Annotated in this window: 11 protein-coding genes and 2 pseudogenes; 7 read left to right on the plus strand and 6 right to left on the minus strand. The window is 65.7% G+C overall.

Features of this window, described 5'->3' with window-relative positions; all coding sequences use genetic code 11:
- A pseudogene (locus CF161_RS02150) lies at positions 1–893 on the minus strand (protease modulator HflK); the annotation flags it as partial.
- 252 nt (positions 894–1,145) lie between these two features.
- Here CF161_RS02150 and CF161_RS02155 point away from each other — a divergent pair.
- The 7 genes from CF161_RS02155 to lpdA all read left to right on the plus strand — a co-directional run bounded on the left by CF161_RS02155 (position 1,146) and on the right by lpdA (position 8,486).
- A complete protein-coding gene (locus CF161_RS02155) occupies positions 1,146–1,769 on the plus strand; it encodes a CDP-alcohol phosphatidyltransferase family protein (protein ID WP_020294905.1) in 624 nt (207 codons plus the stop codon).
- A gap of 10 nt (positions 1,770–1,779) precedes the next feature.
- Positions 1,780–3,537 carry a bifunctional alpha/beta hydrolase/class I SAM-dependent methyltransferase gene (locus CF161_RS02160; protein ID WP_020294906.1) on the plus strand — a complete coding sequence of 586 codons (1,758 nt, stop codon included), beginning with the start codon at positions 1,780–1,782 and terminating at the stop codon, positions 3,535–3,537.
- Complete coding sequence (locus CF161_RS02165) at positions 3,537–4,880, plus strand: phosphatase PAP2/dual specificity phosphatase family protein (RefSeq protein ID WP_020294907.1); 1,344 nt, start codon at positions 3,537–3,539, stop codon at positions 4,878–4,880. Before CF161_RS02160 ends, CF161_RS02165 begins: the two co-directional genes overlap by 1 nt.
- Positions 4,870–5,325 (plus strand): hypothetical protein, encoded by a 456-nt coding sequence (locus CF161_RS02170; protein ID WP_020294908.1) that lies wholly within the window; start codon positions 4,870–4,872, stop codon positions 5,323–5,325. Before CF161_RS02165 ends, CF161_RS02170 begins: the two co-directional genes overlap by 11 nt.
- A 9-nt stretch (positions 5,326–5,334) precedes the next feature.
- Positions 5,335–5,955: a 1-acyl-sn-glycerol-3-phosphate acyltransferase gene (locus CF161_RS02175; protein WP_020294909.1), complete on the plus strand. Its 621-nt coding sequence runs from the start codon at positions 5,335–5,337 to the stop codon at positions 5,953–5,955.
- Between the two features lies 1 nt (position 5,956).
- The gene (locus CF161_RS02180; RefSeq protein ID WP_020294910.1) at positions 5,957–6,889 is read left to right on the plus strand and encodes a phosphatidate cytidylyltransferase; all 933 of its coding nucleotides are present in this window, start codon (positions 5,957–5,959) and stop codon (positions 6,887–6,889) included.
- Positions 6,890–7,085: 196 nt separating this feature from the next.
- A complete protein-coding gene (gene lpdA, locus CF161_RS02185) occupies positions 7,086–8,486 on the plus strand; it encodes a dihydrolipoyl dehydrogenase (protein WP_020294911.1) in 1,401 nt (466 codons plus the stop codon).
- Positions 8,487–8,537: 51 nt separating this feature from the next.
- On the opposite strand, the gene CF161_RS02190 is transcribed toward lpdA, so the two are convergent.
- From CF161_RS02190 to CF161_RS02210, 5 genes and pseudogenes are all read right to left on the minus strand, one after another.
- A complete protein-coding gene (locus CF161_RS02190; RefSeq protein ID WP_020294912.1) occupies positions 8,538–10,667 on the minus strand; it encodes a hypothetical protein in 2,130 nt (709 codons plus the stop codon).
- Positions 10,654–11,853 carry a DUF3142 domain-containing protein gene (locus tag CF161_RS02195; protein WP_020294913.1) on the minus strand — a complete coding sequence of 400 codons (1,200 nt, stop codon included), beginning with the start codon at positions 11,851–11,853 and terminating at the stop codon, positions 10,654–10,656. The genes CF161_RS02190 and CF161_RS02195 overlap by 14 nt, the downstream gene beginning before the upstream one ends.
- 318 nt (positions 11,854–12,171) lie before the next feature.
- Positions 12,172–13,068 (minus strand): annotated as a pseudogene (locus CF161_RS02200) (pyridoxamine 5'-phosphate oxidase family protein); the annotation flags it as partial.
- Between the two features lie 67 nt (positions 13,069–13,135).
- Positions 13,136–13,765, minus strand: coding sequence for a glutathione S-transferase family protein (locus CF161_RS02205; RefSeq protein WP_043228466.1), 630 nt, complete (start codon positions 13,763–13,765; stop codon positions 13,136–13,138).
- A 131-nt stretch (positions 13,766–13,896) separates the two neighbouring features.
- Positions 13,897–14,799: a LysR family transcriptional regulator gene (locus CF161_RS02210; RefSeq protein ID WP_043228439.1), complete on the minus strand. Its 903-nt coding sequence runs from the start codon at positions 14,797–14,799 to the stop codon at positions 13,897–13,899.
- Positions 14,800–14,804 lie beyond the last annotated feature (5 nt).

The raw sequence follows: 14,804 nt of genomic DNA on the forward strand, positions 1-14,804 counted from the left end.
AGGTCGATGCCAAAGCGGTTGTGCAGCTCGTGTTGCAGGGCGCGCAGCGGTTGCGGCGGCCAGCGCAGCATATCGGCCACCACGCTGTGGGCCAGCAGCCGCGGCTCCAGGCGTGCGCGGTGGGGGCTGAACAGGGACAGCAGCGCCCGCAGCAGCAGCTCCACCGCCACCCACCCCGGCAACGCCCCCAGCAGCACCGCCAGGCGCACCGGCCAGACGGCGGATTCGCCGGCAAACAACAGGCACAGCGCACCCAGCACCAGGCAGATGATCGCCACCCGCGCCAGCTGCGCCAAAGCCCCGGCCTCCGGCCATTCAGCGGGGTGCTCCTGGGACAGCTGTCGCTCGAACACCAGCAGGGCGAACGCCAGCAACAAGGCCAGGGCCGCGCCCACACTGGCGGACACACCAAGGGCCGCACCTGGCAACTCCAGGTTCCAGAACTGGCTGATGGCCCACAGCGCCAGCAAGGCGCCGGCCGCCAGCCACAAGGTCGGCGCGCCGATCTGCGATAACAGCCCGCGCCCGCGCCGGCCCATGCCTTCAAGCAAACGCTCGTAGGCGGCGGGGGTTGGCGCGTCAGGGGAAATGGGCTGGGGCTCAATCAGGAGCGGTGCGTTTTCCAGCGCCCCGGCACGCCAATGCGCCACCCACCAGGCCGATTGCAGGCCGCAGACCAGCACCATCAGTGCCGCTGCCAGGTTCATCAGCAGCACCGGCCAGATCGACTGCGTTGCAAACAGCACCACAAACAACGCCAGCACCATCGCACTCGCCGCGACGGCGGCCAGGCCAACCCCCCAGCGTTTCAAGCGGCGGGCGTGAAACCCCGCGCGCTGAAACCGTGGCAAGGCCTGGACGCCCTCCCCTTGCGCATCAAGATCGACTTGCATACCACCCCAACAGGTACAGTTGTTCAAACCGGGCCTGTGGATAATTTCCAGGCCGCTGAAATCGAAACAATTAGTTACAATATAACAATAGTAGTGAAATTTTTGTCACGACCTATGCCTTTTCGTCTGTGCGGTGCGTCAAAAAATCACTAGGCAACCCGGGGCCTCAAGGGAAGTACTGATGTCGGCGCCCCGGGATTTATGGCAATAATCCAACCCGGCTTCCCCAGCGTGACAAGGAACTGTCCCACCATGCTCTCGATTTATCAGCTCAAACCGCGCTTTCAGAACCTGCTGCGGCCTCTGGTACAGCGTCTTTACGACAACGGCACCACGGCCAACCAGATCACCGTGCTGGCCGGGCTGGTCTCGGTGCTGGTGGGTGTGGTGATCGCCTTTTTCGCCAGCCACCTGTGGCTGTTCGCCCTGATTCCCCTATGGATGATCCTGCGCATGGCGTTGAACGCCATCGACGGCATGCTGGCCCGAGAGTTCGGCCAGCAGTCGCGCCTCGGCGCCTACCTGAATGAACTGTGCGACATCGTCGCCGATTGCGCACTGATCCTGCCGTTTGCCGTGATCCCCGGCGTCAGCCTGCTGCTGGTGCTGGCGGTCACGCTGCTGGCGCTGTTCAGCGAATACGCCGGCGTGCTCGGACCGATGGTCGGCGCCACCCGGCGTTACGACGGGCCAATGGGCAAAAGCGATCGGGCGTTCATCCTCGGCGTCATGGCCACCGGCATTGCCCTGGGCTGGCTTGCCGCTGCCTGGATCAACGGCGTCCTGGCGATCGTCGCCGCACTGCTGCTTTACACCCTCGTGAACCGGGTCCGCCAGGGCCTTAAAGAAGTGCAGAACAACGCTCCCTCAGCATAAGGAAATTGCAATGCGCGATGCTCAACACCAGACGTTCACTACCCACGATGGCGTAGAACTGTTTTACCGGCACTGGCCAGCCACCGCCGCCACACCCGGCGAGCCGCGCCAGGCCGTGCTGTTGTTCCACCGCGGTCACGAACACTCCGGACGCATCGCCCACCTGGTGGACGAACTGGACCTGCCCGGCTTCGACTTCTTCGCCTGGGACGCCCGTGGCCATGGCCAGTCCCCGGGTGCACGGGGCGACAGCCCGAGTTTCGCCACCAGCGCGCGGGACGTGCAGACCTTTTGCGACCACCTGAACGCCACCTACCAGATCGACGAAGAGCACATCGCGGTCGTCGCCCAGAGTGTCGGCGCGGTCATCGTCTCGACCTGGGTCCACGACTACGCGCCACGCATCCGTTCCCTGGTACTCGCGTCGCCGGCGTTCAAGGTCAAGCTCTACGTGCCCTTTGCTCGCAGCGGCCTGGCCCTGATGCGCAAGTTTCGCGGCAACTTCTTCGTCAACAGCTACGTCAAGGCGCGCTTTCTCAGCCATGACCCGGAACGCGTCGCGTCCTATGACAGCGACCCGCTGATCACCAAGGCGATCTCGGTCAACGTCTTGCTCGGCCTGTATGAAGCCGCCGATCGCGTGGTGGCCGACGCCCAGGCGATCCAGGTGCCGACCCAACTGCTGATTTCCGGCGCCGACTTCGTGGTGCACCGCAAACCCCAGGAGCAGTTCTTCGAACGCCTGGGCAGCCTGCACAAGGAAAAACACATCCTGCCGGGCTTCTTCCACGACACCCTGGGCGAGAAGAACCGCGCCCCAGCGGTTGCCAGCGCACGACGCTTTATCCTGCAGACCTTCGCCCAGCCCCTGGACCGCCCTTCCCTGCTCGATGCCGATCGCCTGGGCGCCACCTGTGCCGAATCCGAATCCCTGGCCGCGCCGCTGCCGCACAACTCGCCCCGTGACCTGTACTGGCGCATGACCCGCGCCAGCATGCGCCTGGGCAGCCAGCTGTCGGCCGGGGTCAAGCTGGGCTTCGACACCGGTTTCGATTCCGGCAGCACCCTGGACTACGTGTACCGCAACACACCCACCGGCACCTCGGCCCTGGGCCGCATGATCGACCAGAACTACCTCAACTCCATCGGCTGGCGCGGCATCCGCCAACGCAAGCTGAACGTCGAGGAGCTGCTGCGCCTGGCCATGGGCAAGCTGCGCGAACAGAACAGCGAAGTGCGCATCGTCGACATCGCCGCCGGTCACGGGCGTTACATTCTCGAAGCCCTGCAAGGGGTCAGCCCGCTGCCGGAATCGATCCTGCTGCGCGACTACAGCGACATCAACGTGCGTGACGGCAGTGCGCTGATCGGCGAGAAAGGCCTGGGCCAGATTGCCCGCTTCGTCAAAGGCGACGCCTTCGACCGTGCCGACCTCGCGGCACTCGACCCGAAACCGACCCTGGCGGTGGTCTCGGGCCTGTACGAGCTGTTCGCCGACAACCAGATGGTCGGCGGCTCGCTGTCCGGCCTGGCCGAGGCCGTGGAACCCGGCGGTTACCTGGTGTACACCGGGCAGCCGTGGCACCCGCAGCTGGAACTGATCGCCCGCGCCCTGACCAGCCACCGCCAGGGCCAGGCCTGGGTCATGCGCCGCCGGACCCAGGCGGAGATGGACCAACTGGTGGAAGCCGCCGGTTTCCGCAAAGTGACCATGCGCGTCGATGAGTGGGGCATTTTCAGCGTGTCCCTGGCCCAACGGGTGCAATGATGACCCACGCCGCAACGCCGGGCCGCGAGCCCGGCTTGCTGAAACCCGCGGTGCTCTGGTTGTTGCTGCTGGCACCGCTGTTTTTCAGCACCTACGGTTTCGCCACCTGGTACACCTCCCAGCGTGACGATGTCGGCAGCCTGGTGTTCGGCTGGGAAAGCCACATGCCGTTCTGGGCCTGGACCATCGTGCCCTACTGGTCCATCGACCTGCTGTACGGCCTGTCCCTGTTGCTGCCCAACAGCCGCGAAGAACTCAAGCGCCACGCCCTGCGCCTGCTGACGGCGCAGTTGATCGCGGTCAGTTGCTTCCTGCTCTGGCCGTTGAGCTTCACCTTTGCCCGGCCGGAGCTGGATGGGGTGTTCGGCTGGATGTTCGAGGTCCTGGCCGGGTTCGACAAACCGTTCAACCAGGCGCCGTCGCTGCATATCGCCCTGCTGGTGATCCTCTGGGTCTGCTATCAACGGCACAGCCAAGGGCTCTGGCGCTGGCTGGTGCACGGCTGGTTCGCGCTGATCGGGGTCTCGGTACTCACCACTTATCAACACCACTTTGTCGACTTGCCCACAGGCGCCCTGGCCGGCTGGCTGTGCGTCTGGCTCTGGCCCCTGGACCGGCCCAGCCCGCTGCTGCGCCTCAAGCCCGCCCAGGACCCCAAGCGCTGGCAGTTGGCCGTGCGCTACGCAATTGCAGCGGCGCTATTGGGCTACCCTGCCCTGACCCTGGGCGGCGCCTGGCTGTGGCTGGTGTGGCCGGCCGTGGCCGTGCTGCTGGTGGCCCTGAACTACGCCCTGATCGGCGCCGAAGGCTTTCAAAAAAGCGCGGACGGGCGCTTGAGCCCCGCCGCGCGCTGGCTGCTGGCGCCTTACCTGGCGGCGGCCTGGATCAACTCCAGGCTGTGGACGCGCAAGCATCCACAGCCGGACCAGGTTGTGGATAACGTCTGGCTGGGGCGGATTCCGACCCCCGCCGAGCTGCGGGACAGCCCGTTCAGCGCGGTGGTCGACCTGTGCGCCGAGCTGTCCCTGGATGCCCGGCACCTGGCCTACCGCTCGATCCCTGTGCTCGACCTGACCGCCCCCAGCGCCGAACAGTGCCTGGCCGCCGCGCAGGCCATCGAGCGCCTGCGCCAGCACGGCCCGCTGCTGGTGTGCTGCGCCCTGGGTTATTCCCGCAGCGCCACCGCCATCGCCGCCTGGCTGCTGCACACCGGGCGCGCGGTCAATGTCGATGCCGCTATCGTGCAGATTCAGCGTGCGCGGCCGCAGATCGTCCTGCACCCGGCGCACCGTCAGGCCCTGGAGCAGTTATCCACAGTCGCGGGTGCGGTTTATGGCCACTGACATGCAATTGCACGCGATGGCCAGCCTGTTGCGCAGCGGGCGCAGCCTGGATCAGTTATCCACAGGCCTGAGCCTGTTCGGTGTCGCTCTGGGGCTGAGCCCCTGGTGGCTGGCGAATTTCAATCCATGGCTGCTGTTTTTCGGGGCGACCCTGTTGGTGCTGGGCCTGCTGGAAAAATACTGGGCGCTGCGCGTGGCCTTCGATGCCGACCTGTTTCAACGGGTCGCCGACGACCCACAGCCACTGGCCGAGCGCACCCAGGCGCTGGACCTGGCCCTCAGTGCGCTGGGCCTGCAACCCGCCGCACGCGCTGGCCGGCCCTGGCCGGAACGTACCCGTGGTGCCCTGGGGCTGTTGCGCCGCCAGGCCCTGCTGCTCGCTGCACAAGTTTTGCTGACATTGGGCTTCATCCTGGCCAGCCCCTGGCTGGCCTTTGCCGGATAAGGAATTCTCATGTTCGAACCCGTGGTCTCCACCCTCATCACCTCTGCCGCGCGCAGCATCACCGGGGCTCGCAGCCTGTGGCTCGGCTGCGCGCCGGAAGCGACCCAGCGCATCTACTTCGCCAACCACAGCAGCCACGGCGATTTCGTGCTGCTCTGGGCTTCGTTGCCGCCGGCCCTGCGCAAGCTGACGCGACCGGTGGCCGGTTCCGACTACTGGCACAAGAGCACCCTGCGCCGCTACATCATCAACCGGGTGTTCAACGGCGTGCTGATCGACCGCGAGCGCAAAGAGCCTGTGGATAACCCCTTGCAGCCCATGCTCGATGCCCTGGAGAACGGTGATTCGCTGATCATCTTCCCCGAAGGCACGCGCAACCTCGAAGACGGCCTGCTGCCGTTCAAGAGCGGGATCTACCACCTGGCAAAAAGTTACCCACAGGCGCAATTGATCCCGGTGTGGATCGCCAACCTGAACCGGGTCATGCCCAAGGGCCGGTTCCTGCCGCTGCCGCTGTTATGCACCACCAGTTTCGGCGCCCCGCTGAACCTTGAAGAAGGTGAAAGCAAAGAGCACTTCCTTGAACGCAGCCGCGAAGCGCTGCTGGCCCTGGCCCCGGAGCATTCCTGACATGGATAAGCAAACCCTGATGTTGTTCGGCGGCATCGGTGCCATTTTGGTGCTGGCCTCGCTGATCGGTTTCATCCTCAAGCTGCGCACCCGCGGCACGCCCAACTCGGTGATCGACAACCTCAACGCGCGGATCAACGCCTGGTGGGTGATGGTGGTGGTGATCGGCCTGGCGTTCTGGCTCGGCACCAGCGCGGTGATCCTGCTGTTCTACGCGGTGTCGTTCTACGCCCTGCGTGAATTCCTGACCCTGACCCCGACCCGGCGCAGCGACTACCCGGCGCTGGTGGCGGCGTTCTACCTGGCGCTGCCCCTGCAATACCTGTTGATCTACTCGGACTGGTACGGGCTGTTTTCGATCTTTATCCCGGTCTACGTGTTCCTTCTGCTACCGATCCTGGCGTCCCTGGGCGGCGACACCACGCACTTCCTGGAACGCGCCTCCAAGGTCCAGTGGGGCTTGATGATCGCGGTGTTCTGCGTGTCGTTCGTGCCGGCCCTGCTGACCCTCGACATTGCCGGTTATGAAGGCCGCAACCTGCTGCTGATCGCCTACCTGGTGATCGTCGTGCAACTGTCGGACGTGCTGCAGTACGTCTGTGGAAAACTCTTCGGCAAACGCAAGATCGCGCCCAACCTGTCACCGTCCAAGACCGTGGAAGGCTTTGTCGGCGGCATCCTGCTGGCTTCGCTGATCGGCGGCGCGCTGTTCTGGATCACCCCGTTCAACATCTGGCAGTCGTTCCTGATCGCCCTGCTGATCAACCTGCTGGGCTTCGCCGGTGGCATCGTCATGTCGGCCATCAAGCGCGACCGTGGGGTCAAGGACTGGGGCCACATGATCGAAGGCCACGGCGGCATGCTCGATCGCCTGGATTCGGTGTGTTTCGCCGCGCCGATCTTCTTCCACCTGGTGCGCTACTGGTGGACCTGAGGTAACGACGCGCTATCGCTCGGGCGGGGGCATCGACCTCCCCCGAGCAACCTCCCTCCTGCTCTGCCCCGCCTTCCCTCCTCGAAACCCGGCCCTTGACCGGTGCGCTTTCGAAGTCTCATATTACGACCATAATTTTTTATCCGAGCCGCCTTTAACGGTCTCCCTTTCTCATCCCTTGTGCAGGAGTAACCCCATGAGTACCTACGACGTCGTGATTCTGGGCGGTGGCCCCGGTGGCTACAACGCGGCCATCCGTGCCGGCCAGCTGGGGCTGAAAGCCGCCTGCGTCGAAGGCCGCGCCACCCTCGGCGGCACCTGCCTGAACGTCGGCTGCATGCCGTCCAAGGCCTTGCTGCATGCCTCGGAGCTGTACGACGCGGCCATGGGCCAGGAATTCGTCAACCTGGGCATCGAGGTCAAGCCGACCCTCAACCTGGCGCAGATGATGAAACAGAAGGATGAAAGCGTGGCTGGCCTGACCAAGGGCATCGAGTTTCTGTTTCGCAAGAACAAGGTCGACTGGATCAAGGGCTGGGGCCATATCGACGGGCCGGGCCAGGTCACGGTGACCGACAACCAGGGCGCCAAGACCTTATTGCAGGCCAAGGACATTGTGATCGCCACCGGCTCCGAGCCGACGCCCTTGCCCGGGGTGGAGATCGACAATAAACGCATCCTCGACTCCACCGGTGCCCTGTCCCTGGGCGAAGTGCCCAAGCACCTGGTGGTGATCGGGGCCGGGGTCATCGGCCTGGAGCTGGGCTCGGTCTGGCGCCGCCTGGGGGCCGAGGTGACCGTGGTCGAATACCTGGACCGGATCTGCCCCGGGGTCGACGGCGAAGCCGGCAAAACCCTGCAGCGCGCCCTGGGCAAACAGGGCATCGCCTTCAAGCTCGGGGCCAAGGTCACCGGCGCCACCCCCTCGGCCAATGGCGTGCAGTTGAGCGTCGAACCGGCGGCCGGCGGCAGCGCAGAGCTGATCGAGGCCGACTACGTGCTGGTAGCCATCGGGCGCCGGCCTTACACCCAGGGGCTGGGCCTGGAAAACGTCGGCCTGAGCACCGACCCGCGGGGCATGCTGGCCAATGAGCGCCACCGTACGGCGGCGGACGGGGTCTGGGTGATCGGTGACGTGACCTCCGGGCCGATGCTCGCCCACAAGGCCGAGGACGAAGCCATGGCCTGCATCGAGCAGATCGTCGGCAAGGCCGCCGAGGTCAATTACGCGCTGATCCCCAACGTCATCTACACCCGGCCGGAACTGGCCAGCGTCGGCAAGACCGAGGAGCAGCTCAAGGCCGAAGGCCGGGCCTACAAGGTCGGCAAGTTCCCGTTCAGCGCCAACAGCCGGGCCAAGATCAACCACGAGACCGAAGGCTTCGCCAAGGTGCTGGCCGATGAGCACACCAACCAGATCCTCGGGGTGCACCTGGTGGGCCCCAGCGTCAGTGAAATGATCGGCGAGTATTGCGTGGCCATGGAGTTCTCGGCCTCGGCCGAAGACATCGCCCTCACCTGCCACCCCCACCCCACCCGCTCCGAAGCCCTGCGCCAGGCAGCAATGGATGTGGAAGGAGCAGCAACGCAGTTCTAAGCGGCGAGCGGCGAGCCTCAAACTTGTAGCTTGCCGCTTGAAGCTTGCCGCTTAGGCTCTTCTGCGCCAGAGCAGGTAGCCGGCGCCCAGCGCCAGCAAACCTGCGCCCAGCAGTACGCCGGTCTTGTGGGCTCGCAGTGTGGAGTACAGCCCGTCCAGCCACTGGGTCAGGTAGCGTTTGTTGGCGGTGTCGAAATTCGGCTCTTCACAGTTCATGCCGAAGTTGCCGGCCCATTCCACATAGGGGCCGTGTTCCACATAACGCTGGTAGTAGTCGATCTCGACATCGCTGCCCCGGGTCCAGCGCGCCGCCTTGCACAGCACCGCGGCGAAGGCCTGGCTGCTGTGGGGCAGGAAATCGGCGGCGGTGTTGGCCAAGGCGCCCGCCACATAGCGGTAGTGATAACGCACGTCGGGCTCGGCCTGGCTGGCCTGCTGGCGTTCGACTTCCGCCGCACTGACAAAAGGCCCGACCGTGGTCGCGGGGATCTCCAGGCTGTAGTCCCCCCACAGGGTGCGGTAATCCGGCCCCATCTCATAACCGAGGATCTCCATCCCCGACTTGCGCGCCAATTGCCCGGCCCGGTAGTAGGCTTCGGCACGGCCGGTGGGCAGCCAGGCCGATTCCGCCTGGCGCCGGTAATCGCCATAGGCCTTGGCAGTGGCCTGCAACTCGGGGCTGTCAAAGTAGCCCGGCGCTTCGGCGTAGCGGCCTTCGCGCAACAACCTGCGGCCGAGCAGTTCTCGCAGCTGCGCGGCAATCGGCAGGGTCTGGTAGTAGCCCTGTTCCTGCTTGGGCGTCGGCGGTGGCGCCGGGACCTGGGTGTCGACGAACTGCTTGAGTTCATCCACGGTCAGCACGCGCTCGGCCACGGTGGCCGCGTCCTGCCAGTAGATGTCGTCGCTGTGATACAGCTGCTCGAACGCCTGCAGGTAATCGCCACGCTCCAGCGCCAGCACCGCACTTTCACCCTCGACCCGACAGCCGGGCCTGAGGGTTTCGTAGTTGCCGTCCTCGCCGGTGCGCTCACCCCAGCTTTCGCCCCGGGGGAAGGCCTTGGCCGCCTTGGCATAGGCGCTGGCCGCCGCGGCCTTGTCACCGTCGCGCAGCGCCAGCTTGGCCCGCAGCCACCAGGCCAGGCCGCCATCGCCGGCCTGTTCGAGCAACAGCTTGGTGGTGGCGTAGTCGCCGATCTGATAATTCAGTGCCGCCAGGCGGTCGGCGTTGTCCAGACTGCCGCTGGCCGAATGGCTGAGCAGCTTGATCATTTTCTGATCAGACTCCGAGCGCTGCGTGGGTTCGCCCGTCAAGCGGCTGATCAGCCTCGCCGCCAGCAAGCGCGGGACGGCAGGTTGACTGAACAAGGCCTGCAACTGCTCGTCAGGCAGTGCCGCGAGTTCCCCCGCCAGCTCACGCAGGGAGCTGGTGCCGATCGACGAACCCAGGCGACTCTGGCTGGCATACAGCTCAATGGCCTGCTGCCAGTCGCCGGCCGTTTTCGCCAGGCGGGCTTCTTCGCCCAAACTGGCGATGCCCAGTTCCAACGGGTCGGCAAAGCCGTCGCGGCTCAATTGCCGCGCTTGCTGGAACGCCTGCCAGGCCTGCTGCATCAGCGCCTGGCGGCCCTGTTCGTCGAGGTCGCTGGCCTCCTGGCCCATGGCGGACAACGCCCGCCCCAGGGAATAGGCAGCCCAGGTACTGCGCAGTGCGCGCTGCGGCGCCGGCAAGGCCAGCACCTGGCGGAAATACTCCGCCGCCTGGGCGTTGTCGCCGGCCTTGAAGGCCACGGCACCGGCCAGGTACAGGTTGATTTCCGGTGGCAGGCTGGCGCCCTGTTGCTGCGCCTGATGCGGGTCCTGCAGTTGACGCAACTGGGCCACCAGCGTGCGCTGGGCGTCAGTCAGGCCGTCCTGCTCGGCCTTGTCCCGCTGCTCCAGGTACGGCTGCTCGCCGCCGTCGTAATAGGGCGCCAGCGAAGCCTCGGTCGCCGGCTTGAGCCCGGCAATCACCTGCCCCAGGCGACTGACCTCGAACTGAAAGCTGCCCTCGGGCAACACGGCCAGGGTTTGCGCCCGGTCACCCAGCAGGCGCGCCGGGAAGAACGGCCCGCAGGCCAGCGCCGAGGTCAGCGGCAGGCACAGGCTCAGGCACAACAGGTGACGGGGTTTAGGGACGAACATGGGACGCTCCTTGATCAATTCTTGAACAACGCGCCCAGCCCAGGGCTCGCGCGTTTCCTGCCTGCAATCGGCCTTCACTGCGCCGGGTGAACAGCAACTGCCCGGGGCGCTGTTGCACCGCGTAACCGGCCAGGGCATCGCTGGCCTGGCAGCCTTCCACCGCCAGGCTGACCTGCTCGGGCAAGGGGCTGTCGAGATTGCCCGTGTTGCCCAGGCGAATATCAAACAGACCGTCTTTTTCGCTGAATGTCAGCTGCCACCGGCTGACCAATTCATCGCCACGGGCCACCGCGCCCAGGGTTTCGACACTCCAGGCCCGCCGATCGCCCTGGAGCGGCAGGCGAAACCAGATCAACCCCGCCAGATGGGGCGGCCGATCCGCGCGCAATTCGCGAGCCAGCTGGGCCAGTTGCACCGGGTCGGCCATCAGCTCGCGGCGCTGGCCCAGGCCTGGCACCGGCACTTCGCTTTCAATAATCGGCGCCCCGCCATCACTGGGCAGCAGGGCCACGCCGTAAGCCGGCAAGGCCAGGTAGAACGGTTTATCGCTGACCTTGGCCCAGCGCGCGGCCCATTGCCGGGCCTGCTGGGGATCGAACAGGCCGCGCCGCGGATCGCTGACGGCATGCACCTGCAACACGCTGCTGTCGACCGTGGCCAGCAGCGCCGGCAACTCGCGGCTGCCCAGCCACGACGGCAAGGCAGTGATGCTGAGCTTGAGAGAGGCCGGCAATACGCCGCGCAATTGAGTGAGGAACCCGGCATAAGCCGGCAGCCGCGCACTGCCGGCGTCGTGGTCGATCTCCACCCCGGCCGGGGTCAGGCCCTGGGCCTGCCAGTCAGCGAGCAATTGCAGGATCTGCGCGCTGACCTCGGCCTGATCCAGGCTCTTGAGCTGGCCATCGAGGCGGATCACCGCAATCAGCGGGCGTCCGTCGGCCTTGAGCAGCGGTGCATCGATGCGTGCGCGGCTCCAGCCGGCACCGGGGAAGGCCTGCAGCGCCAGCACGCGCAAGGTGGAGAAGTCGGCGCGGGTCCGCGCCAGTGCATCGCCGTGGGCCGGGGTCCATTGGCGTTGCCAGATATACAGCTGCTGATCGAGCGCGCTCGTGTCCCTGGGCTCGCAGCCGCCGAGCAACAGGGCGAACAGCAACACACCAAGGCGGACGCAGACGGAAGCGGACATGAATCGCGGGTATCCCTTGACGCAAAAAAGGTCGGTTCAAGGCTAATGCCGATCAGTTAAGCGCTAGAGCGAGCGAAACATAACCTGTGGCGAGGGAGCTTGCTCCCGTGGGGCCAGCCGGGGCTCCGGGGCGTAGCAGTCCCATTTTTGGGGCCGCTGCGCGGCCCAGCGGGAGCAAGCTCCCTCGCCACAATGACAGTGCTTGCCCTTAACTGGCTGGCATTACGGTTCAAGGCCCTGTTTTCAGATCCGCCAGCCTACGCAGGCCCAGGCTCGGGAGCAATGCGCGCCGGGTATTTTTCACCGCTCCGATCAAACCGACGGCGCCGGGAAATGCCCGCGCAAACCCAGGGCCGCCGGGCGTCGCACCAGGTGCTCGACCTGCAGTTGCCACACCCGCTCGGCCCCCGGCACCGCCTCGACCTGCGGGCCCTCAAGGATGATCTGGGTACGGCCGCTGAGGTGCAGCAGATCGCCCCGGGCAAAGTCGATAAACAGCAAACCGGCGCGGGGATTGAGCAGCAGGTTACCCAGGGTGTTGAAGAAACGGTTGCCCGAGTAATCCGGAATCGTCAGGCAATTACCCTCGACCCTGACGAACCCGGGCGGCCCGCCACGATGAGAAACATCCACCGAACGGCCCTCCGGCTGGTCCAGGTAACTGGCGACAAACAGCGTATCCGCGGCGCTGATCAGGGCCGTCGCGGCCGCGTCCAGGTGTTCCAGCCGTTGCACCGCAGGCATGGCCGAGGTGATGGGTGGCGCCTGCTCGAACTCGCGGCGCTGGATGTATTGCGGGCAATTGCCGAACGCCTGCTGCACCGCAACGCTGAAGCCGTCTGCGGCGTAAGCCTGGATCCGGCCATTGAGCCGGTTCCGGCGTCGCGTGTGCAGTTCGATCCCGAGCAGGCCGATGGCGGCGCCCGCCGCCAACTGCGCCGGGTCGTCGCGGGCTGGCAAACGCTCAATGCGCAACAGCTCCGGCGCCGGGCTATGGGCGAAGCCGGGCGGCCCTTCAAGGAGGCTGGCCCAAGGATTGCCCGCGGCATCCACCGCGCCAAACAACAGGAAAGGCAACTGCTGATAGAACTGGCGGTGCTGATCGGGCATTTCCTGGCGGATGACCTTGCTGCCAAGGGCTTGCATGCGCTCAACCACGCCCAGATGCGCCTGCAACCGTTGTTCACCGGCATGCCAGGGCGATTGTGGGTTCATGACGATGGCTCCCCTGTGCCCGGGGCACAGTCAACGGGGCCGCCAGACTGGCTGGCCCCTCAGTGGTTTACGCGGTTTGCAGGCCGGCCACAGTACGCGGCATCGGAACAAAACCGGGCCAGGCTTCGATGCGCGCCAGCCAGGCGCGGACCTGGGGGTAATCGGCCAGGGACACGTTGCCTTCCGGGGCGTGGGCGATATAGCTGTAGCACGCCACATCGGCGATGGTTGGCTCGGCACCCGCCAGGTAAGCCTTAGGCGCCAGTTCCTGCTCGAACACTTTGAGCAGAGTGTGGGAACGGGCAATCACTTGCGGGGCATCGTCCGGCGCGCCAAACACCGTGATCAGGCGTGCCGTGGCCGGGCCCGAGGCCAACGGCCCCGCCGCCACCGACAGCCAACGCTGAACCCGGGCTGCGCCCACCGGGTCACTTGGCAGCCAGCGGCCCTGGCCATAACGCTGCGCCAGGTACAGCAGAATCGCGTTGGAGTCGGCCAGGATCACCCCCTGGTCATCAATCACCGGCACCTGGCCGAATGAATTCAATGCCAGGAACGCCGGCTGTTTGTGTGCCCCCTGGGCCAGGTCGACCAACAGGGTCTCGACCGGCAGGCCCAGCAGCGACAGCATCAACTCGACGCGGTGCGCATGGCCAGAACGGGGGAAGTTGTAAAACTTGATCGGGGACTGGGACACGGGAACTCCGCAAGGCAACGGCGGCTCACCGGAGCCGCACTGACGGGAGCCATCTTCCACCTTGTGTTGAAACTGCAGAATCACCAGAAAACACAATCCATTATTTCATCGGCTGCAATAAAGCCGGGTGGCTAGCCGCTCAATGCCGGGTGCTCGCGCAACCCCTGTACCGCCAGATCGACAAAACTGCGCACCCGCGCCGGCGCCTTGCGCCCGCCCTGATACACCACATGAATCGGCAAGGGCGCCAGTTCGAAGGCCTGCAAAACGATTTCCAGTTCGCCAGCCGCCACTCTGCTCGCCACCTGGTACGACAGCACCCGGGTCAGGCCCAGCCCCAGGCACGCCGCGCTGATCGCCGCCTGGTTAGCGGAAACCAGCAGCCGTGGCTCCAGGCGAATACTCAGTGCACTACCACCCTGCTCAAACTGCCAATGACGCGACTGGCCGACCGCAGACGGGGCAATGATCGGCGCCTGACGCAAATCCTCCGGGTGCTGAGGCCGACCATGGGCCGACAGAAAGGCCGGCGAGGCACACACCACCCGGCGCACTTCGCCTACCCGGATCGCATGCTGGCCGCTGTCCGGCAGCTCGCCGATGCGCACCGCGACGTCGATGCCCTCGTCGACCATGCTCGCCACCCGATCCACCAGCAACGCGTTGATGCTGACCTCGGGAAACTGCCGCAAGTAATCGACCACCAGCGGCGTGACAAACAAATCGCCAAACAACACTGGCGCGGTGATCGTCAGTTGCCCACGGGGCTGGGCATGCACCCCGGCGGCCGAGGCTTCGGCGTCCTGCAACTCGCCAAGGATTCGCCGGCAGTCTTCGAGGAAACGCTGGCCGGCATCGGTCAGGTGCACGCTGCGGGTGGTGCGGGTCAGCAGCAGGCTGCCAATGCGCTGTTCGAGTGCCGCCACCGCGCGGGTCACACTGGCCGCCGACAGGTTCAGGCGCCGGGCCGCCGCGGCAAATCCCTGCTCTTGGGCAACACAGACAAACACCTGCATTTCCTGGAATCTGTCCATGGATC

This window comes from Pseudomonas sp. CF161, assembly GCF_000416215.1.
In the GTDB taxonomy this organism is placed as follows: domain Bacteria; phylum Pseudomonadota; class Gammaproteobacteria; order Pseudomonadales; family Pseudomonadaceae; genus Aquipseudomonas.